The 20,527-nt window shown below is 63.8% G+C and carries 20 protein-coding genes; 12 read left to right on the forward strand and 8 right to left on the reverse strand.

The genetic code is table 11. The annotated features are described in order from the left end of the window. Nucleotides 1–35: 35 nt before the first annotated feature. The 3 genes from znuB to zur are packed head-to-tail and all read right to left on the reverse strand — an operon-like array spanning nucleotide 36 to nucleotide 2,066. Nucleotides 36–818, reverse strand: coding sequence for a zinc ABC transporter permease subunit ZnuB (gene znuB, locus IM733_RS19830; RefSeq protein WP_248918140.1), 783 nt, complete (start codon nucleotides 816–818; stop codon nucleotides 36–38). After that, nucleotides 811–1,584, reverse strand: coding sequence for a zinc ABC transporter ATP-binding protein ZnuC (znuC, locus tag IM733_RS19835; RefSeq protein ID WP_248918141.1), 774 nt, complete (start codon nucleotides 1,582–1,584; stop codon nucleotides 811–813). The genes znuB and znuC overlap by 8 nt, the downstream gene beginning before the upstream one ends. Then, nucleotides 1,581–2,066, reverse strand: a complete 486-nt coding sequence (zur, locus tag IM733_RS19840) for a zinc uptake transcriptional repressor Zur (protein ID WP_248918142.1) — start codon at nucleotides 2,064–2,066, stop codon at nucleotides 1,581–1,583. The genes znuC and zur overlap by 4 nt, the downstream gene beginning before the upstream one ends. An 18-nt stretch (nucleotides 2,067–2,084) precedes the next feature. On the opposite strand from zur, the gene IM733_RS19845 reads away from it, so the two are divergent. Next, nucleotides 2,085–3,038, forward strand: a complete 954-nt coding sequence (locus IM733_RS19845) for a zinc ABC transporter substrate-binding protein (protein ID WP_432760377.1) — start codon at nucleotides 2,085–2,087, stop codon at nucleotides 3,036–3,038. Between the two features lie 106 nt (nucleotides 3,039–3,144). Here the strand turns inward: IM733_RS19845 and IM733_RS19850 are convergent, their stop codons facing one another. Together IM733_RS19850 and IM733_RS19855 are read right to left on the reverse strand one after the other, a co-directional pair. Then, nucleotides 3,145–4,095, reverse strand: a complete 951-nt coding sequence (locus IM733_RS19850; RefSeq protein ID WP_248918144.1) for a homoserine kinase — start codon at nucleotides 4,093–4,095, stop codon at nucleotides 3,145–3,147. 64 nt (nucleotides 4,096–4,159) lie between these two features. Then, nucleotides 4,160–4,450, reverse strand: coding sequence for a DUF2782 domain-containing protein (locus IM733_RS19855; RefSeq protein WP_011531530.1), 291 nt, complete (start codon nucleotides 4,448–4,450; stop codon nucleotides 4,160–4,162). 74 nt (nucleotides 4,451–4,524) lie between these two features. Between IM733_RS19855 and polA the strand changes: the two genes are divergently transcribed. Beyond that, nucleotides 4,525–7,281 carry a DNA polymerase I gene (gene polA / locus IM733_RS19860; RefSeq protein WP_248918145.1) on the forward strand — a complete coding sequence of 919 codons (2,757 nt, stop codon included), beginning with the start codon at nucleotides 4,525–4,527 and terminating at the stop codon, nucleotides 7,279–7,281. Between the two features lie 408 nt (nucleotides 7,282–7,689). Here the strand turns inward: polA and yihA are convergent, their stop codons facing one another. Then, a complete protein-coding gene (gene yihA, locus IM733_RS19865) occupies nucleotides 7,690–8,322 on the reverse strand; it encodes a ribosome biogenesis GTP-binding protein YihA/YsxC (RefSeq protein ID WP_248918146.1) in 633 nt (210 codons plus the stop codon). A gap of 208 nt (nucleotides 8,323–8,530) precedes the next feature. Here yihA and IM733_RS19870 point away from each other — a divergent pair, with 208 nt between their 5' ends. The 8 genes from IM733_RS19870 to IM733_RS19905 all read left to right on the forward strand — a co-directional run bounded on the left by IM733_RS19870 (nucleotide 8,531) and on the right by IM733_RS19905 (nucleotide 16,292). Continuing rightward, a complete protein-coding gene (locus IM733_RS19870) occupies nucleotides 8,531–8,833 on the forward strand; it encodes a c-type cytochrome (protein ID WP_248918147.1) in 303 nt (100 codons plus the stop codon). Nucleotides 8,834–8,864: 31 nt separating this feature from the next. Then, on the forward strand, nucleotides 8,865–9,482 hold the full coding sequence (locus IM733_RS19875; protein WP_248918148.1) for a c-type cytochrome: 618 nt from the start codon (nucleotides 8,865–8,867) through the stop codon (nucleotides 9,480–9,482). A 174-nt stretch (nucleotides 9,483–9,656) separates the two neighbouring features. Beyond that, on the forward strand, nucleotides 9,657–10,289 hold the full coding sequence (gene dsbA / locus IM733_RS19880; protein WP_248918149.1) for a thiol:disulfide interchange protein DsbA: 633 nt from the start codon (nucleotides 9,657–9,659) through the stop codon (nucleotides 10,287–10,289). Between the two features lie 12 nt (nucleotides 10,290–10,301). Then, entirely contained in the window at nucleotides 10,302–11,156 is an 855-nt protein-coding gene (locus IM733_RS19885) for an endonuclease/exonuclease/phosphatase family protein (protein WP_248918150.1), read from the forward strand. Nucleotides 11,157–11,241: 85 nt separating this feature from the next. Next, nucleotides 11,242–13,218, forward strand: coding sequence for a GGDEF domain-containing protein (locus IM733_RS19890; protein ID WP_248918151.1), 1,977 nt, complete (start codon nucleotides 11,242–11,244; stop codon nucleotides 13,216–13,218). A 98-nt stretch (nucleotides 13,219–13,316) separates the two neighbouring features. After that, a complete protein-coding gene (locus tag IM733_RS19895) occupies nucleotides 13,317–13,712 on the forward strand; it encodes a hypothetical protein (protein ID WP_248918152.1) in 396 nt (131 codons plus the stop codon). 84 nt (nucleotides 13,713–13,796) lie between these two features. Next, complete coding sequence (locus IM733_RS19900) at nucleotides 13,797–14,573, forward strand: N-acetylmuramoyl-L-alanine amidase (protein ID WP_248918153.1); 777 nt, start codon at nucleotides 13,797–13,799, stop codon at nucleotides 14,571–14,573. A gap of 99 nt (nucleotides 14,574–14,672) precedes the next feature. Next, complete coding sequence (locus IM733_RS19905; protein WP_248918154.1) at nucleotides 14,673–16,292, forward strand: EAL domain-containing protein; 1,620 nt, start codon at nucleotides 14,673–14,675, stop codon at nucleotides 16,290–16,292. A 120-nt stretch (nucleotides 16,293–16,412) separates the two neighbouring features. On the opposite strand, the gene IM733_RS19910 is transcribed toward IM733_RS19905, so the two are convergent. Both IM733_RS19910 and algB read right to left on the reverse strand, forming a co-directional pair. Next, nucleotides 16,413–18,191 carry a KinB sensor domain-containing domain gene (locus tag IM733_RS19910; RefSeq protein ID WP_248918155.1) on the reverse strand — a complete coding sequence of 593 codons (1,779 nt, stop codon included), beginning with the start codon at nucleotides 18,189–18,191 and terminating at the stop codon, nucleotides 16,413–16,415. After that, the gene (gene algB, locus IM733_RS19915) at nucleotides 18,188–19,534 is read right to left on the reverse strand and encodes a sigma-54-dependent response regulator transcription factor AlgB (RefSeq protein ID WP_248918156.1); all 1,347 of its coding nucleotides are present in this window, start codon (nucleotides 19,532–19,534) and stop codon (nucleotides 18,188–18,190) included. Before algB ends, IM733_RS19910 begins: the two co-directional genes overlap by 4 nt. Nucleotides 19,535–20,031: 497 nt before the next feature. On the opposite strand from algB, the gene IM733_RS19920 reads away from it, so the two are divergent. Both IM733_RS19920 and IM733_RS19925 read left to right on the forward strand, forming a co-directional pair. Next, nucleotides 20,032–20,322 carry a hypothetical protein gene (locus tag IM733_RS19920; protein WP_248918157.1) on the forward strand — a complete coding sequence of 97 codons (291 nt, stop codon included), beginning with the start codon at nucleotides 20,032–20,034 and terminating at the stop codon, nucleotides 20,320–20,322. A gap of 43 nt (nucleotides 20,323–20,365) precedes the next feature. Then, nucleotides 20,366–20,527, forward strand: coding sequence for a DUF1328 domain-containing protein (locus tag IM733_RS19925; protein WP_011531543.1), 162 nt, complete (start codon nucleotides 20,366–20,368; stop codon nucleotides 20,525–20,527).

Genomic DNA, 20,527 nt, shown 5'->3' on the forward strand with positions numbered 1-20,527 from the left:
CGCCCACGGAAAGGTTGCGCGCGGCCCCTGAATTTTCAGCGTTTGGGCAGTGCCAGGCTCAGCAAGAATAGCACCGCCGCACAGACCACGATCGACGGCCCGGCCGGTGTGTCCTTGAACCACGACATGGCCAGGCCACCGCACACTGCGGTTACCCCCAGCAGGCTGGCGCCCAGGGCCATCTGCTCGGGGGAGCGGGCGTGACGTTGTGCCGCGGCAGCCGGAATGATCAGCAGTGACGTGATCAACAGCACGCCGACGATCTTCATCGCCACTGCGATCACCACGGCGATCAGCAGCATCAGCGCCAGGCGCAGCCCGGCCACCGGCAGGCCTTCGACCATTGCCAGTTCCTCGTGCACCGTGACCGCTAGCAAGGGGCGCCAGAGCGCGGCCAGCAGCACCAGCACCAACGCGCTGCCACCGAGGATCCAGGCAAGGTCGGTGCTGCTGATCGCCAGCAGGTCGCCGAACAGGTAGGCCATCAGGTCGATGCGCACATCGTGCATGAAGCTCAGCACCACCAAGCCCAGCGACAACGTGCTGGGGGCGAGGATGCCGAGCAAGGTGTCGGAGGCCAGTGGCTGGCGCTGCTGCAACGTCACCAGCAGAATCGCCAGCAACAGGCAGCCAATGGTCACCGCCAGCGCTGGGCTGACGTCCAGGGCGAAGCCCAGGGCCACGCCGAGCAGCGCGGCATGCGACAGTGTGTCGCCGAAATAGGCCATGCGCCGCCAGACCACGAACGAGCCCAGCGGGCCGGCGACAAGTGCCAGCGACAGGCCGGCAAGCAGGGCGTAGAGAAGAAAATCAGCCATGCTTGCAGTGCTCTCCGTGGACATGGGCGCCGGGGGCGATCACCGAACCGTGCAGGTCGTGGCTGTGATCATGATGGTGGTGGTAGACGGCCAGGCTCTTGGCGTTCTGGCCGAACAGCTCGACGAAGGCCGGGTCGTTGCTGACCTGCTCCGGGTGGCCCGAACAGCAGACGTGGCGGTTGAGGCAGACCACCTGGTCGGTGGCGCTCATGACCAGGTGCAGGTCGTGGGAGACCATCAGTACGCCGCAACCATGGCGGTCGCGCAGGCGAGTGATGAGGTTGTACAGCTCGGTCTGGCCGACCACGTCGACACCTTGCACCGGCTCGTCGAGCACCAACAGTTCAGGCTCGCGCAACAGCGCGCGGGCCAGCAGCACCCGCTGCATCTCACCACCGGAAATGGTCTGGATCGGGCTGTCGATCACCTGCTCGGCGCCGACCTCCTGCAGTGCCGACAAGGCTGCCGCGCGGTCCACCCCAGGTACCAGGCGCAGGAAGCGCAGCACCGACAACGGCAACGTGGCGTCCACCTGGATCTTCTGCGGCATGTAGCCGATGCGCAGCTTCGGCTTGCGCCATACCTTGCCCCGATGCGGCTTGAGCAGGCCGAGCACGGCGCGCACCAGGGTGGTCTTGCCGGCGCCGTTGGGGCCGATCAGGGTGACGATCTGGCCAGGCGCGACCGCCAGGTCGATGCTGTCGAGCACCGCTTCACCGGCAAAGCTGACCCCGACCTGCTCAAGGCGGATCAGTGCGTCGTTCATGCCTTGCCCCGGCAGTTACCGCACAGGCCGACCACTTCCACGGTCTGCGTTTCGACGGCGAAGCCTACGGCCTTGGCACTGTCGATGATGGCGCCGCTGATGCTGTCCTGCTCCAGCTCGATGGCCACGTGGCACTCACGGCAGATCAGGAACTGGCCCTGGTGCGCGTGCTCGGGGTGGCTACAGCCGATGAAGGCGTTGAGCGATGCGATGCGATGCACCAGGCCGTTTTCCAGCAGGAAGTCCAGGGCGCGATAAACGGTGGGTGGCGCGGCGCGGCGGCCGTCCTGCTCGCTGAGCACGGCGAGGATATCGTAGGCGCCCAGCGGCTTGTGGCTCTGCCACACCAGTTCCAGCACGCGGCGGCGCAGGGCGGTCAGGCGCAGGCCCTGACGGTTGCACAGCGCATCGGCCTCGGCCAGCGCGCTGTGGACGCAATGGGAATGATCGTGGGGGCGGTGGGCCAGCGGCGTGATGGACATGGGCAGCGACGGTTCAGGATGGAGACGTTATTATGTTACCTGTTTCTGACGACCCGAGTATCCACCGTGTCCCGATTCCTTGTCCTCTTTGTCGCTTTTATCGCCTGTTCGGCCCAGGCCGATGTGCGCGTACTGACCAGTATCAAGCCCCTGCAACAGATCGCCGCTGCCGTCCAGGACGGTGCAGGCAGCCCGGACGTGCTGCTGCCGCCGGGCGCGTCCCCGCACAACTACGCGCTGCGTCCGTCCGATGTGCGTAAGGTGGGCGATGCCGACCTGCTGTACTGGATCGGCCCGGACATGGAGGGCTTCCTGCCCCGCGTGCTGGCCAGCCGCAGCAAACCCAGTGTGGCGGTGCAGTCGCTTTCAGGCCTGCAACTGCGCCACTTCGGCGAGGACAGCCACTCTCATGAAGAGGACCACGACGATCATGACCATGATCACCGCCCAGGCAGCCTTGATGCACACCTGTGGTTGTCGTCGGCCAATGCCCGGGTGATCGCGGCGAAGATGGCCGCCGACCTGGCGGCCGTCGACCCGGCCAATGCCACGCGTTATCAGGGCAACCTGAAGCTGTTCATCGAACGGATGGACGCCCTGGATGGGCGGATCAAGCAGCGAGTGGCGGGGATCGTCGGCAAGCCGTATTTCGTATTCCATGAAGCCTTTGACTACTTCGAGTCGGCGTATGGCCTGAAGCACACCGGGGTCTTCAGCGTGGCATCGGAAGTGCAGCCGGGGGCGCAGCATGTGGCCGCGATGCGCAAGCGCCTGCAGGAAGTGGGCAAGACCTGTGTGTTCAGCGAGCCGCCGCTGCGGCCGCGTTTGGCCGAGACACTGACGGTGGGGTTGCCGGTGCGTTTGGCGGAGCTGGATGCGCTGGGAGGGACCGATCCGGTGGATGCCAGGGGTTACGAGCGATTGCTGGAGAAACTGGGTAGCGACCTGACGGGTTGCCTGGAGCAGTTGTAGGTGCGGCTTCAACTGCGAAGCGGGCACCACGGTGTGTGGCACCCGCTTCGCGGGTGATCGCGGCTAAAGCCGCGCCTGTAGGTCCTACAGGTTGCGTCATCGCCCGTTAGAGCGCGAACGGCAGCTTCAACGCCACCTGCTGGCGCTGCACCAGCCGCACCTCGAACTCGCTCGGGTCGTGGATCATTACATCCATCCCGGCAAACGCCTGCGCCGCGATAAGCCGCGACAGCCAGAAGCGCACGCAAGCCACCCGCAGCATCACCGGCCACAGCTCGGCTTCGGCCGCAGTGAATGGCCGCAACGCCGCATAGGCGCCCAGCAGCGCCTGGGCCCGTGGCAGATCGATGCCACTCTGCTCGTCCAGGCACCAGTCGTTCACGGTGATGGCCACGTCATACAGCATCGGCCCGGAGCAGGCGTTGTAGAAATCGATCACGCCGGTCAGGTGGGTGCCTTCGAACATCACGTTGTCACGGAACAGGTCGGCGTGCAGGTTGGCCTTGGGCAGGGCCAGGATCTGCGCCTTGTGCGCGGTGATTTCATCCAGTGCCGGTTTCAACAGTTCGGTTTGTGCGCTGTTCAGGCCGGACAACAGCTCGGCGCCAGATGCCAGCATCCAGTCCAGGCCGCGGTCGGTACGGCGCTCGATGATGCGCTCGCGAGTGGCCTGGTGGATGTGCGCCAGCAGCTCGCCGACCTGGGCGCAGTGCTGGTTGTTCGGGGCCTTGATGTGCTTGCCGGACAGCCGTGGCTGCAACAGCGCAGGCTTGCCGCACAGCTCGCGCAGGCCATTGCCGTCACGGTCACGCACGGCGTAGGGCACCGGCATGTCGGCATCATGCAGCACATCGAGCAGCTCGATGAAGAACGGCATGTCTTCCGCCGGCCCGCGCTCGATCAATGTGAGGACGAATTCCCCTTGCTCCAGGCTGACGAAGAAATTGCTGTTCTCGGTACCGGCGGCGATGCCCTGGAAGTCGAGCAGACGGCCCAGCGCGTACGGTGCCAGAAAGGTTTCCAGCTCAGGCCGGGACACAGGGGTGAAGACTGACATGTTGAAAAATTGCCCATGCGGGCACTTCCGCCGGGAAGTGCCTGGTTGATGTGAATGGTACGCGCTACTTCCACTCGAAGATTTTCCAGGAGGGGATCAGCATGTCTGGCTGGTCTGAGCGAATGAAGTTGGCGTCAGTGCCATCGGCGCGTACCAGGAAATAAGGCTTACCACCTTTTGGTGTGACCTTGATCGCATACAGGAAGCCATTCTGCCGGTATTCCTGGATGGTTTTGTCGCCTTCCGTGCGAATGGTCACATCGGGATCTGCCGATGGGGCGTCGTCCGCCGCCAGGGTGACGGCTGGCAGGGTGGCCAGCAGACCGAGCAGTAACAGGCGATTGGGGGTACGCATGATAACCTAGTCCTTTTGTCGTCATTGATCCGGCTATTCTAGCTCCGGACCCGCCGAAAAGGTTGATTCTCCTCATGAGCCAAGCGCCTCTCGTCCTGGTGGACGGTTCCTCCTACCTCTACCGCGCCTTTCACGCGCTGCCGCCGCTGACCACCTCCAAAGGTATGCCGACGGGCGCGGTCAAGGGCGTGCTGAACATGCTCAAGAGCCTGCGCAAGCAATACCCGGACAGCCTGTTCGCGGTGGTCTTCGATGCCAAGGGCGGCACTTTCCGCGATGCCATGTTCGCCGAGTACAAGGCCAACCGCCCAAGCATGCCCGACGACCTGCGGGTGCAGGTCGAGCCGCTGCACGCCAGCGTCCGCGCCTTGGGCTACCCGCTGCTGTGCGTCGAGGGCGTGGAGGCCGACGACGTGATCGGTACCCTGGCACGCAGCAGTGCGGCGGCTGGCCGCCCAGTGATCATCTCGACCGGCGACAAGGACATGGCCCAGTTGGTGGACGGCCACGTCACGCTGGTCAACACCATGACCGGTAGCGTGCTGGATGTGGCTGGCGTGCACGAGAAGTTTGGTGTCGGCCCGGAACACATCATCGATTTCCTCGCCCTGATGGGTGACAAGGTCGACAACATTCCCGGCGTGCCGGGTGTTGGCGAGAAAACCGCCGTGGGCCTGCTGACTGGCATCGGTGGCGGTCTGAGCGACCTGTACCAGAACCTCGATAAGGTCCCGCACCTGGCCATTCGTGGCGCCAAGACCTTGCCGGCCAAGCTTGAGGAACACCGTGACGCGGCCTTCCTCTCCTACGAGCTGGCCACCATCAAGTGCGATGTGGAGCTGGATGTCGAGGTCGACGCCCTGGTCTGCGGCGAGCCGGACCGCGAAGCACTGCTGGCGCTGTATACCGAGATGGAGTTCAAGAGCTGGGTCGCCGACGTGCAGCGCAGCGCGCCCCGCATGGGTGATGGCGACGCCACCGTTGCGACCGAGGAAGCGTCCACGGCCAAAGTCGAACCCAAGTACGAGACCATACTCGACCAGGCACGTTTCGATGCCTGGCTGGAAAAGCTGCGCAAGGCGCCACTGTTCGCGTTCGACACCGAGACCACTGGCCTTGATGCCCAGAAGGCCAGCATCGTCGGCCTGTCGTTCGCCGTCGAGCCCAACGAAGCCGCCTATGTACCGCTGGCCCACGACTACGAGGGCGCTCCGGCCCAGCTGGACCGCGAGGCGGTGCTGCTGGCACTCAAACCCCTGCTGGAAGACCCGGCCAAGGGCAAGATCGGTCAGAACGCCAAGTACGACATCAATATCCTGGCCAACGGCAGCCCGGCCATCCTGATGCGTGGCGTTGCCTACGACACGATGCTCGAGTCCTATGTGCTCGACTCCACCGCCACCCGCCACGACATGGACAGCCTGGCGCAGAAGTACCTGGATCACACCACCATCGGGTTCGAGGACATCGCTGGCAAGGGCGCCAAGCAACTGACCTTCAACCAGATCCCGCTGGAGAAGGCCGGTCCCTACGCCGCCGAGGATGCCGACGTCACGCTGCGCCTGCACCATACGCTGCAGGCGCGCCTGGCGAAGACCCCCAGCGTGCTGCCGGTGCTGATGGACATCGAGATGCCGCTGGTGCCGGTACTGGCGAAGATCGAGCGCCAGGGCGCGCTGGTCGATGCCGCGCTGCTCGGCGTGCAGAGCGGCGAGCTGGGCGCGAAGCTGGTCGAGCTGGAGCGCGAGGCTTACGAGCTGGCCGGTGAAGAATTCAACCTGGGCTCGCCGAAGCAGCTGGGTGCGATCCTCTACGACAAGCTGGGCATGCCGGTGCTGAGCAAGACCGCCAAGGGCCAGCCCTCTACCGCCGAGGCGGTGCTCGACGACCTGGCCGAGCAGGGCTACCCGCTGCCCAAGGTGCTGATGCAATACCGCAGCTTGAGCAAGCTCAAGAGCACCTACACCGACAAGCTGCCGGGACAGATCAACCCGCGCACCGGGCGTATCCACACCTCCTACCAGCAAGCAGTCGCCGCCACCGGGCGGCTGTCCTCCAGCGACCCGAACCTGCAGAACATCCCGGTGCGCACCGCCGAAGGCCGGCGTATCCGCCAGGCCTTCGTCGCCAGCCCCGGCTACAAGCTGCTGGCGGCGGACTACTCGCAGATCGAGCTGCGCATCATGGCCCACCTGGCCAAGGACGAAGGTCTGCTGCATGCCTTCCGCAACGACCTGGATGTGCACCGCGCCACGGCCGCCGAAGTGTTCGGCGTGGCCCTGGCGGACGTCACCACCGACCAGCGTCGCAGTGCCAAGGCCATCAACTTCGGCCTGATCTATGGCATGAGCGCGTTCGGCCTGGCCAAGCAGATCGGCGTCGACCGCAAGCAGTCCCAGGATTACATCGACCGTTATTTCGCCCGCTATCCCGGCGTATTGGCCTACATGGAGCGAACTCGCGCCCAAGCCGCCGAGCAGGGCTTCGTCGAGACCTTGTTCGGCCGCCGCTTGTACCTGCCGGACATCAATGCCAAGAACCCGGCCCTGCGCAAAGGCGCCGAGCGCACCGCGATCAACGCCCCGATGCAGGGCACCGCGGCGGACATCATCAAGCGCGCCATGGTCGCGGTAGACAACTGGCTGGTCGACAGCAAGCTGGATGCCCGGGTGATCCTGCAGGTGCACGACGAACTGGTGCTGGAAGTGCGTGAGGACTTAGTCGAGCAGGTGAAAGATGAAATTCGTGGCTACATGAGCGGTGCCGCAGAACTCGATGTGCCGCTGCTGGTGGAAGTGGGGGTTGGCTCGAATTGGGACGAAGCTCACTAAACGCGGCGTGAAAGCTGTGTAGGATCTGCGGCGTAGTGTCGCGGATCCGTAGCGGCCTCAGGCCATTAGATCCAGGGTTTCATGAAACTATCGCAAATAGTTTCGAGGGGCTCGGAACTAAATCGGTGAAGCGCTACTCAGAGGTACTGAATGGCTGGTGAAGCCTTTCGATGCTCCTATGTTGTGTTAAGTGTTGGCAGATATTCGGACCCCGCCCTAGCGGTCCGAACTTGAACCCCGAACTTCCCCCTCCCCATATGAAGTCCGGGGTTTTTTTTGCCCGGAATTCGGCGGCGGGTGGTTTGCCTCTGTAGGCGCCAGCCTTGCTGGCGAACCAGACACCGCGATGGGTGGCACCGGCTGTGCCGGTGTTCGCCGGCAAAGCCTGCTCCTACAGGGCGCGCGCTATCAGGCCAGCGGCTTGTCTTCCAGCTCCATCCAGTCCGCCAGCACGCGGTAGGCCTCTTCCAGCCCCAGGCGCTTGGGCGCCGAGAACAGCTGGATAGTCACACCATCACCCCAACCTTTGCGAATTTCCGACTGCACTTTGAGCAAGGTGTTCTTGCCCGCGCCGTGGGTCAGTTTGTCGGCCTTGGTCAACAGGATGTGCATGGGCATGCCGCTGGCCTTGGCCCAGTCGAGCATCATCTTGTCGAAGTCGGTCATCGGGTGGCGCACATCCATCATCAGGATCACCCCGCGCAGGCACTCGCGGCTGCCGAGGTAGGCTTCCAGGTGCTTCTGCCAGTGTTGCTTGAGCGGGATCGGCACTTTTGCATAACCGTAGCCCGGCAGGTCGACCAAACGCCGTTCATCGTCCAGACTGAAGAAATTCAGCAACTGGGTGCGGCCGGGGGTCTTCGAGGTGCGCGCCAGGCTGGCGTGGGTCAGGGTGTTGAGGGCGCTGGACTTGCCGGCGTTGGAGCGGCCGGCGAAAGCCACCTCGTAACCCTGGTCTTCCGGGCATTGTTCGACCTTGGCGGCGCTGAGGGCGAATTTGGCTTTCTGGCAGAGGCCGAGGATGGGGTTCTTGACTTGCATGGGATATCCGATGTGGGTGTTGCCCAGCTCTGGAACGGTTGGCCCAGGCTCGGCAAGCAGTGTCGTTTCCGTTTGGATGGCGGAAGTATATAATGCCCCAGTTTTTGTGTGCTCATTCTCCCAACGAAGGCGTATGAGCATGGGGTGTCGAACAATAGCTCGCGCAACAGAACGCAGCGCGGCCCCCAACCCTGTCAGGTCGTTCCGCATGGCGAAATGGCTGCTTGCTGTCGGTTTGTTCCTACCGTTTTTCAGCGCACAGGCTACACAGGATCCCGAGGCGTTGTACAACCGCAGCTGTGCGGCCTGTCACGCCGGACAATTGCCACAGGCACCCAGGCAGGGTGACCGGGCAGTCTGGGAGCCACGGCTGGCGCAAGGCATGGAGCAACTGGTGGTACATGTTACACAGGGTTTCAAGGCTATGCCGCCGCGTGGATTGTGCATGGACTGCAGTGCCGAGGACTACCGATTGGTCATTCTCTGGATGAGCGGCAGTCCCGATACATAACATTTCACCCTTAGCCGTGTTGGATTAGCTGATGAACAAACTATTCGTGAGTCTGCTGTTGACCATGGGGGTCGCAGGTGCGGCAAGTGCTGCGGAACCCATCAAAGGCGATGCTGCTGCCGGTCAGGCCAAAACCGCTGTCTGCGGGGCCTGCCACAACCCTGACGGCAACAGCCTGGCACCGAACTTCCCCAAACTCGCCGGCCAAGGCGAGCGGTATCTGGAAAAGCAGCTGCACGACATCAAGTCCGGCAAGCGCACTGTGCTGGAGATGACCGGCATGCTGGCGAACCTCAGTGACCAGGACCTGGCCGACATCGCCGCCTACTTCTCCAGCCAGAAGGGCAGCGTCGGTGCCGCCGACCCGAAACTGGTCGAGCGTGGCCGCGCCCTGTTCAATGGCGGCGACCTCGAGAAGGGCATGCCGGCCTGCACCGGTTGCCACTCCCCCAACGGCGCAGGTCTGGCCCTGGCCGGCTTCCCGCACCTGGGCGGCCAGCACGCGCAGTATGTCGGCAAGCAGCTGACCGACTTCCGCGAAGGCAACCGCACCAACGACGGCGACGCCATGACCATGCGCACCATCGCCGGCAAGCTGAGCAACAAGGATATCGAAGCCCTGTCCAGCTACATCCAAGGCCTGCACTGACCCTGTCGGTCTGGGCGTTAACACTCGGTTAATGCTTCAGCGCTAAAGATGAAAAGGGCAGCCCAGGCTGCCCTTTTTTCTGTCCATAGCCGTTACACTACAGAACTCGAGCCCTTCCCGACCTGTCTCACCAAGGTCGCGTCGAGGCGACCAAAGACTGCTCAGGAGTAAAGCATGCGTAAACTGATTCTCAGCGCTGCGCTGGTCGCCGCCAGCGTATTCGGTATGGCCGCCGTGCAGGCCGCGGAGCCTGTAGCGGGCAAGGAATATATCGAGCTGAGCAACCCCGTCCCGGTATCAGTGCCAGGCAAGATCGAAGTCGTCGAGCTGTTCTGGTACGGCTGCCCGCACTGCTACCACTTCGAACCGACCATCAACCCTTGGGCTGATAAGTTGCCGAAGGACGTCAACTTCAAGCGCATCCCAGCTATGTTCGGCGGCCCGTGGGACGCCCACGGTCAGATGTTCCTGACGCTGGAAGCCATGGGCGTCGAGCACAACGTCCACGCCGCTGTCTTTGACGCTATCCAGAACAAGCGCATGCGCCTGACCAAGCCTGAAGAGATGGCCGACTTCCTGGCCACCCAGGGCGTGGACAAGGAAAAGTTCCTGGCCACCTTCAACTCCTTCGCCATCAAAGGCCAGGTCAACCAGGCCAAAGAGTTGGCGAAGAAGTACGAAATCACTGGTGTTCCAAGCTTGGTGGTCAACGGCAAGTACCGCTTCGACCTGGGTACCGCTGGCGGTCCTGAAGGCGTGCTGAACGTTGCCGACCAGCTGATCGCCAAGGAGCGCGCCGCTAAGTAAGCGGCGACCGCCATGGGCCGGATCCGCACGACACGTGGTATCGGCCTGCACCAGCCGCAGGTCAACGAGCGTCACCTGCAGGCCCCGGGCCTGCCGGAGGATGGTCGCCTGCGGCTGCTGAGCTTCAACATCCAGGTCGGCATCAGCACCGAGCGTTATCGCCATTACCTGACCCGCAGCTGGCAGCACCTGCTGCCGCACGCTGGCCGGTCCGGCAACCTGCAGAAAATCGGTGAACTGCTGGGCGACTTTGACCTGGTGGCCCTGCAGGAAGCCGACGGTGGCAGCCTGCGTTCGGGCTACGTCAACCAGGTCGAGCACCTGGCGCAACTGGGGGCCTTCCCCTACTGGTATCAGCAGCTCAATCGCAACCTCGGGCGTTTCGCCCAGCACAGCAATGGCGTGCTCAGCCGCCTCAAGCCCCAGCAACTGGAAGACCACCCCTTGCCCGGCCCGGCCGGCCGCGGTGCGATCCTGGTGCGCTTCGGCGAGGGCGAGGATGCGCTGATCGTGGTGATGATGCACCTGGCACTGGGCGCAAAGACCCGCGCCCGGCAGCTGGCCTATATCCGTGAGCTGATCGGCGGCTACCGCCACCAGGTGCTCATGGGGGACATGAACACCCACGCCACCGACCTGCTCGATCACTCGCCTTTGCGTGATCTGGGCCTGGTAGCCCCCCAGGTCGAAGCCACCTTCCCCAGCTGGCGGCCGCAGCGTTGCCTGGATCACATCCTGCTCAGCCCGAGCCTGACGTTGGAGCGCGTCGAGGTGCTGGCGCAGCCAATTTCCGATCACCTGCCCGTCGCTGTCGAGATCCGATTGCCTGAAGCCCTGACTGTGGATACGCTGCCGGTCCTGAGCTAGCGCCTGCAGCACTCAAGTCTTCGGTCTGTTCGCCGAAATCGAGTCATTACAGGACTAGATGCGATCACCGGATGCGGATCCTGGCATGACCGAAGAAGCCGAGCGCTGGAAAGAAAAATACCTTAAAAGCATCGAGCAGCAGGAAAAGCTCGAGCGGCGCTGGGCCGCCCGTCTCGACTTGCTGCGTCGTGGCCTGGTGCGCAGCACCCTGGCGGCCGAAGGTAGCGACAAGATCGTTGACCAGTGCATGAAGGAAATGCGCGAAGTCATCCGCAGCGACAACATGGACGCCGGCTTGGCCGGGCTGATTCCACGCCTGGAAAAGGCTGTGCTCGACTCCGAGCAGCGCCGTGAAACACGCATGACCCAAGTCAGCGATGCGTTGACCGCGCTGGTCACCCAGTTGCAGACCCTGCCCCTGCCCGGGGAAGTGGCGCGCCCTCTGAAGAAGCTGGCGAAGAAACTGGATGGCGGCGTCAGCCAGTCCCGTGAATTGCCCCCACTGCTGGGTGAGCTCAGCGGCCTGCAGGGGCGCGCCCTTAACGCGGTGCAAAAGCCTGACGAAGAAGCCAAGCCGGGGTTTCTCCAGCGCCTGTTCGGTGGGCGTGACGAGCCTCAGGGGGAAATGGCCACGGCGGCCGTTGCCACGTCCCCGCTGCTCGTTCCGGCCCAGGCCGAGGCGCCCGCGATGCAACCTTCCCTGCCCCAGGATGCGGACGAACTGCATGCTCTGAATGCTGTGCCTGCGCCTGCGATGGAGGAAGAGCCCGAACTTGAGCCGGACATCGAGGTACCGGGCCCCGCGTTGGTCGAAACCGTCGCGGTGATTGCTGCCGAGCCTGCGCCTGTGCCCGAATCCACCCCGGAGGTCGAGGAGGCGTCAGCGCCCGAACTTGCCCGTGTCGAGCCCGAGGCGCAACCCGCCGAAGAAGTTGAGCCGGCACAACTCCCCGCGCTCGCGGACATCGTCGGAGGCGAGGACGGTCCCTACGCGCTCCCTGATGCAGTAGAGCCCCCATACAGCCAGGTAGCTGCCCATATCGAGCAGACCCTGATCGGCCTGCTCGACGACCTCAGCCTGCCCGAACGGCACAAGGCCCAGGCTCTGGAGATGCGCGAACGCGTCGCCCGCGGCCTCAATTGGTACGAGCTGATCCCGGTGCTGGACGACCTGGCCGTGCTCATGCTGGCCATCACCGACAGCGGCCAGCATGAGTTCGAAGCCTATCTGCAGCAGCTCAACGAGCGCCTGGAAACCTTCCAGAGCCACCTGCACGAAGCCAGTGCCGGCCACGCGGACAACAGCTCCGCCGCCCGTGAACTGGACAACCAGTTGCGCGAGCAGGTCGATGGCCTGCAGAGCAGCGTCCAGGGCGCCGCCGATGTGGACAGTCTCAAGCACATCCTGGAGAACCGCCTCGAGGGGTTGCTGGTGACCATGGATGAGCATCAGCATGAGCGTGACCGTCGCGAGCAGGAGCTGGCTGGCCGTCTGCAAGGGTTGGCCGAACGTGTGGCGAGCATGGAGCAGGAAGCCCTCGGCTACCGCGAGCACCTCGAGGAGCAGCGGCAGAAGGCGATGATCGACCCGCTTACAGGCCTGCCCAACCGTGCCGCCTGGTCGGAGCGGGTCGAGCATGAAGTGCTCGACTGGCAGGAGAACGGCGGTCACCTGGCCATGGCGATTCTCGACCTCGACCATTTCAAGCGTATCAACGATGGCTATGGCCACTTGGCGGGTGACAAGGTGTTGAAAATTGTTGCCGAGCAGTTGCGCAAGCGCATGCGTGGCCGCGATTTCATCGCCCGCTTCGGTGGCGAGGAGTTCGTCCTGCTGCTGCCGCAGACTTCGCCACCTGCAGCGGTGCAGGTCGCCGAGACACTGCGCGCGGCAATCGAGGCCTGCCCGTTCCACTTCAAGGGCGAGCGGGTAGTGATCACCACGTCGATCGGCCTGAGCGCCTTCCGCTCGGGCGAGCGCGGCGACCAGGTACTCAAGCGTGCGGATGAGGCGCTGTACCGGGCCAAGGACCAGGGCCGCAATCGGGTCGAACAGGCATAGATAGTTACCGCATCGACGACGCCATTGTCCTCGACACTGCAGGCCCGCGCTGGAACCCCAGCGTCTTGCCTGTAATCGATCGACACAAGGAGTCGAACATGAATATGACCCGTTGGAGCCTGCCGCTGCTCCTGGCCCTGGTTTTCCAGGGGGCCGCCATGGCCCACGAAGTGGCCCTTACCGCCCATATCGCCGCCGATGGCCGTATCCTGAGCCAGTCACCGCAGTGGATCGACCAGGTGCAGGTGCAACCCCAGGCCAACTACTTCACCCAGTACAAGCTGAGTTTGGACAAGAGCCAGCTCCGCCAGGCTCCGGGCTTCTGTTCTGTCTCCGCCCTTGATGCCAGCAGCTACGACCGCCAACTGCATGGCGCGGCCAAGGTGATCGGCAAGCCGCTGGTCGACAAGCTGACCGTGCAGACCCAACTGGTGGATGTACAAGGCCCCAGCGGCGACAACTCGCTGGAGTTCCAGGTGCTGTGCGTGCGCTGAGGCGTGACGAACTTGGTAACCTGGTGCGCGGAGCACGTTATACTGTAGCGCTATTGCCGCCTACTTCATGACGTGTTCCCTGCAATGAAAAAACTCTTCACCGCCCTGCTCCTGCTGGCCTTGGCTGGTTGTTCAAGCGGCTTGCGTATCGATCGCAGCCACCCTTCGGCCAACCAGGACAGCCGTATCCAGTTCGTCGTCCTGCACTACACCAATGCGTCGCTGGAGCGTTCCCTTGCCTTGCTCACCCATGGTGAGGTGAGCAGCCATTACCTGATCGGCGACGGGCCTGCCACGGTCTATCAACTGGTGGATGAAAACCGCCGTGCCTGGCATGCCGGCGACAGCCAGTGGCAGGGGCGTACCTGGCTCAATTCCAGCTCCATCGGCATCGAGATCGTCAACCAGGGCTACACCGACACGCCGAACGGTCGGGTCTGGCATCCCTACAGCGAGGCGCAGGTCCAGTCGTTGATCGCCTTGCTCAAAGACATCGTCAAGCGCAACAACATCGACCCTCGGCACATCATCGGGCACAGCGACATCGCCCCGTTGCGCAAGCTCGACCCGGGCCCGCTCTTCCCTTGGAAGCGCCTGGCCGACGCCGGCCTGGGCATCTGGCCCGAGGCTGGTGCGGTGGCGCGGCAGCAGGCGTATTTCGAGGTAAACCCACCTAGCATTGGCTGGTATCAGCAGCAACTGGCACGTTTTGGCTACGCCATCGACCAGACCGGTACGCTGGATGTGGCGACCCGCCACGTGATCGCAGCGTTCCAGATGCGTTTCCGCCCGCAGCGCTTCGATGGTATGCCGGACGCCCAGACCGCCGCGATGTTGCAGGTGCTCAACCGCAAGCGCTAATCCTGCCTCGAGGGGTTGCCCCCTCGAGCGTTGCGCCAAACGGCCAGGCTCATCGTCCATTCCGTTGCTATACCTTTGGTAATCAACCGGATGCCGCGCATGTCTGCCCTGATCGCTTCGATGCGCCAATTTTTTTACCATCCGTGGCTGCTTGCCGTCATCGCGGCACTGGCCAGCGCCGCCCTGTTGCTGGCCGCCAGCGTCGGCCTGACCCTGCAACAGATGAAGCAAAGCGAAATCGAACAGATGAACGCGCGGGGTGAGCGTTTTCTGGATCGCCTGGAGCAAGTGTTCGGCCAGTTGCGTGAGGGGGTCGACCAACTCGAGGGGCAGAACCTGCGCGGCTGCGGCCCGGCGATGCTGGAACAACTGCAGCAAGTGGCGCTGAAGTCGCGCTTTATCTATGAGGCAGCTTATGTGGATGGCCGGGAAAGCTGTTCCAGCCGGGGGGTGGATCGACAGGTCGATTCGTTGCGCAGGCCGGATATCCGCGGGCCCACCTACAGCTACTGGCTGAACACCACCACCGAACCCAATGACAACCTTGCCGCGCTGATGCTCGGGCGCGGCAGGTTCCTGGTGTCCACTTCCCGTGGCCATCTCTCCGATGTGGTCGACTTGCCCCCCGGCGGCAGCCTGCTGGTGGTGCTCGACCGTGGCAACCGCGCGATCCCGGTGTTGGGCCCGGAACAGCGCTGGCCGCCGACCGCCGACTGGCCACCGCCTTCGCACAAGTCGTTGCTCGAACTGCCCGACCGCCTGGTCTATCTCATGTCGACCAAGTCGCCGGATTATCAGCTGGTGCTGATCGCCCCTCGGGCCAGCCTGCCGCTGAGGCTCAATGGCCTGCTCTGGCTGCTGTTCCCGGGCAGCGTGGTACTGGCCGGTTGCATCGGCTGGCTGGTGCTGCAACTGATCCAGCAGCGCCGTTCGATGAGTTCGGAGCTGCAACAGGCCCTGCGTCGGGGCGAGCTGCAGGTGCTCTACCAGCCGATCTTCGAACTGGACAGCCGCCGCTGCGTCGGTGCCGAGGCGCTGGTGCGCTGGCGGCGCCCGGACGGTAGCCTGACCAGCCCGGAGTTGTTCATCCCATTGGCGGAAAACACCGGGCAGATCCGCGAGATCACCGATTTCGTGTTGCAACGGGTGTTGGAGCAACTGGGCCAGCTGTTGCGCGCCAATCCGCGGCTGTATATCTCAGTGAACCTGGCGGCCTGCGATGTCATGGAGCCGCGTATCGGCCGCGTGGCCCAGCGACTGTTGGCCCAGCACCGGGTGGCCGCCAGCCAGATCGCCTTCGAGGTTACCGAGCGTGGCCTGATCGATGTGGTGGTGGCGCGGGACAACCTGCAGACCTTGCGCGCCGTGGGGCACCAGGTGCTGATCGATGATTTTGGCACCGGTTACTGCAGCCTCGCCTACCTGCAGACCTTGCCGGTGGACTGCCTGAAAATCGACAAGGCCTTCATCGACGCCCTGGGGCACGATGCCGCCAGCAGCGGCGTGGCGCCGCACATCATCCGAATGGCCCACGACCTGCACCTGCGGGTGATCGCCGAGGGGATCGAGTCGGAGGACCAGGCGCAATTGCTCAACAGTGAAGGGGTCAATTACGGGCAGGGGTGGCTGTTCGCCCACCCGCTCAACGCCCGCCAGTTCGTCGAGCTGATCACCCGTGGGCGCCGAGTGGCGGGGCGGCGGATCGATGACGAGCCCTGAATAGAGGCGTCAGGGGCGCTCGCCCGTAGGAGCGGCTTCAGCCACGATCACCCGCGAAGCGGGTGCCATACAGGGTAATGCCTGCATCGCGGATAAACCCGCTCCTACAGAGGGATTGGTTCAGACAGGCAGCGCCATGTAGAACTGCGTCCCCTGCCCTGGCCGCGAGAACACGCCCATGCGGCCACCATGCAGCTGCACGATCTCCTTGCACAGCGCCAGCCCCAACCCGGCCCCGCCCTTCTTGCGGCCAACTTGCACGAACGGCTCGAAGATCCGTCCCTGCTGCCCGTAGGCGATGCCCTCGCCGTTGTCCTCGATGCTGATGATCACCCGCTCGGCATGGCGCCGCGCGTGCAGGCGGATACGCCCGCCGCTGGCGGTATGGCGGATGGCATTGTGCAGCAGGTTGTCCAGCACCCGGTCGAGCTGCGCTGCGTCGGCCTGGATGCGTGGCAGGGGCGGCTCCAACTCGCGGAGCAGTTCGATCTGTTTGTTCGCCGCCTGTTCGGCGAAGCGCGCCTGCGCCCGTTCGAACAGATCGTCCAGGGCGCAAGGGGCCAGTTCCAGCTTTTGCAGGCCGCTCTGGTATCGAGAGAAGTTCAGCAGGTCGTTGATCAGTTGGGTGAGACGCTGCATTTCCTCGGCGATGGTCTCGAGCAAGTCGTTCTCCCGGGCGCCGGCCGGGAAGCTGACGCGCTCGCGCAGCAGGCCGAAGGCCATGTGCATGCCCGTGACCGGTGTGCGCAACTCATGGGACGCACGCAGGACGAACTCGCTGCGCACACGCTCGAAGGCGCGTTGCTCGGTGACATCGTGCAGCACCATCACGGCACCCAGGATAGGCCCCTGTGGGTGGCTGACCGGCGTCAGGCTGTAGGTCAGCAGTCGGCTTTCTTCGTCGACCTCCAGTTTCAGGTCATCCGGTGGCCGATCCAGGCTGCCACCACGCAGCACCTGGCGCAGCTGCTGTTCCAGCTCAGGGCGTTGCAGGGCTTCGACCAGGCCCACGCCCAGGCGACCAGGGTCCCAGCCGAGCTGGCGCTGGGCCACGGGGTTGAGGTGTTCCAGGCGGCCCTGGCGGTCGATGATCAGCAGGCCGTCGTCGATGCTGTCGAGTACCGCCTGCAGGCGCTGCTGGCCGGCGAGCAGTTCGTCGATGTTGGTAGCCTGGTGCTTGCGCAAGGCGTCGGCCATCAGGCCGAAGCGGCGGGTCAGCTGGTTCAGCTCGGTGGCCTGGGTCACCGGCAGGGTGACATCGAAGTTTCCCTGGCCAACCTGGTCGGCGGCCTTTGCCAGTGCTTCGATCGGCTGGCCGAAGCGGCGCGCGATGTTGTGCGCGGTGATGAAGCCCAGCACCAGCACCGTCAGGCCCATCAAGCCCAGCAGGCCACTGACCAGCAGGGCGTGGTCGCGGGATTTTTCTTCGCTGCGGACGATGTGTTCCAGTGCCTGGCGGTGGGAGTCGAGAAGGTCGGCGCGGACCTGATTGAACGCCGCGCCTAGGGGCTGTTCGACCCCCATGCTGCGCGCAGGGGCCGGGCTTTCACGGTAGGCCTGTACGAAAGCCTGGTAGTTGCTGGCGGCCTTGCTGAAGCCGGTACGCTCGCCGCCTTGCTCCAGGCCTTGGTTTAGCAACGCCTGGAACTGGTCCTGCAGGGTGACCAGGTTGTTCGGGTTGGTGTCCTCGTCGAGCATCAGGTTCAACTGCTCGCCCAGGTTCTGCCGCAGCCTCAGGCCCAGGTCCAGCGAGTGGGTGGTGTCCTGGACCAGTCGCTGTTGCTGGGTGGCCATCTGCATCACGCTGACCAGGCCCAGCAGCAGGCCGAGCAAGGCCACGGTGATCAGCGCCGAGATGCTCAGGAACAGCCGCGTGCGCAGCTTCATCGGCCATCTCATAGGTTGTACTGCTTGCGCTTGCGATACAGGGTGGAAGCGTCGATACCCAGGGTCTTGGCTGCCTGGTCGAGGGTGTCGCTGGTGGCCAGCACCGCACCGATGTGGGCGCGTTCGAGTTCTTCCAGGCTCAGCGCGGCGCCGACCCGTGGCGTGTTGCCGGTAGGCTGTTCACCCATGCCCAGGTGGCTGATTTCCACCCGCTCCTGAGGGCATATGATGCTGGCGCGCTCAACCACGTTACGCAGTTCGCGAATGTTGCCCGGCCAGCGGTAGTTGAGCAGCGCAGCGCGGGCCTCGTCGCTGAAACCCTTGGCCGGTCGTGAGTACTCTTTGACGAAACGGGCCAGGAAACGGTCGGCCAGGGTCAGGATGTCCTCGCTGCGCTCGCGCAGGGGCGGCAGGTGCAGGGTGATGACGTTCAGGCGGTACAGCAGGTCTTCGCGGAAGCGGTTTTCGCGGACCATTTCTTCGAGGTTGAGGTTGGTCGCCGCAAGGATGCGCACATCGGCGCGGCGGGTGACCGGGTCACCGACCCGCTCGTATTCCTTATCCTGGATGAAGCGCAATAACTTGGGTTGTAACGTTAGGGGAAAGTCGCCGATCTCGTCGAGAAACAGCGTGCCGCCATCGGCCTGGCTGACTCGCCCCAAGGTGCTTTCGCTGGCACCGGTGAATGCGCCGCGAGTATGGCCGAACAGCTCGCTTTCCATCAGCTCGGCGTTGAGTGACGGGCAGTTGATGGTCACGCAGGCCTTGCGGGCGCGCTTGCTCCAGCCATGGATGGCGCGGGCCAGCTCCCCCTTGCCTGTCCCGGACTCGCCGAGGATGAGGATGTTGGCGTCGGTGGTCGCCACCTGCCGGGCGGTTTCCAGCACGGCCATCATGGCCGGGCTGTGGGAGTCCAGGCCGTCCTTGGGTTTGCGCACTTCGCCTTCGAGGGCTTCCAGGCGTGCCGACAACTGCCGCACTTCCAGTTGCTTGGCCGTGGCCAGGCGTAGCTGGTCGGGGCTGCAGGGCTTTACCAGATAGTCGGCGGCGCCGGCCTGGATGGCGTCGACTGCAGTGTCGATGGCCGAATGCGCGGTGACGATCACCACCCGCATCCAGGGGGCCTGGATGCGCATCTGCGCCAGAACGTCGAGGCCATTGTCCTCACCCAGGCGCAGGTCGAGGAAGCACAGGTCGAACACCTGGCGCTGCAGCAGGGTTTCGGCCTGGGCGGCGCTGTTGGCGGTGGCCACGCTGTAGCCTGCGTCTTCGAGGCAGTAGCGGAACGTGCGCAGGATCGCGGACTCGTCGTCCACCAGCAGGATGCGGCCTTGGTTGTCCTGGGCTGGTTCCATTTCCTACGCTCCTTTGGGTGATGGTCTCAGTTAGTGTCGGAAAAATCGGGCAAGTTGCATGGTTGATTCTGATTGATTCGTCTCCCTGCATGCTAGCCGCTTGCTGGGATGATGACCAAGTGCTTGAAAATCATGGGTTTGTGCGCCTGTGTGGGCTGTAGTGTCTTTGAGAATTGGCGCTGCTGCGCAGCGCATCGCGGATGAATCCGCTCCTACAGGCACGGTCACGTTGCAATAGAGGTAGGAGCGGATTTATCCGCGATGCGCCGCATGAGCGGCGCTCGATCTCACAGGCACTGCAACTCCTGAAGACAGGAACGTGAATCGTGCAAAGTGCACGGTGTACAGAAGCGCATCGTGCAGGATACGTCCCAGGTGGTTACCTAACGAATACATAAGTCATTGATTTAAAAAAGTTTTTATTTGTGTGAAAGACTGGCACGCCGGCTGCACCTCTCTGCTCAAGACAGACAACAGGTCCAGCAGGAGGAGCCGGCATGAATCGCCAACCCGTCAACCGCACGCAGAGTTTCACCCTGCCCCTGCCCCTGCGCCAGCTGCTGTTCCTTGCCTTGGCCGTGTTGCTCACCCTGGCGGCCGGGCAGTTCTACTACAGCCTGCAGACCGCCCGCCTGGCCGAACAGGTGGCGATGCAGACCGCGCTGTTGACCCAGTTGAAGGCCAGTCATGCCAGCACCTTGGTGAAGGCGGCCGAGCCACTGCCCGCCTCCGACGCCACGCCTGCTGCCGTCGAGCACATCGTGCCCCAGGACCGCTGGGTGTTCTGAACCCCGGCCAACGATCGATTTCGCACAAGAAAGGAGAGACATCATGCTGAGTTGGGCTATCACCTTCCTGATCATCGCCATTGTCGCCGCGGTACTGGGCTTCGGTGGTATCGCCGGCGCAGCGACCGGCATCGCGAAGATCCTGTTCATCATCTTCCTGGTGCTGTTCGTGGCTTCCTTCTTCTTCGGACGCGGCAGGGGTTGA

This window comes from Pseudomonas entomophila, from assembly GCF_023277925.1.
GTDB lineage: Bacteria > Pseudomonadota > Gammaproteobacteria > Pseudomonadales > Pseudomonadaceae > Aquipseudomonas > Aquipseudomonas entomophila_D.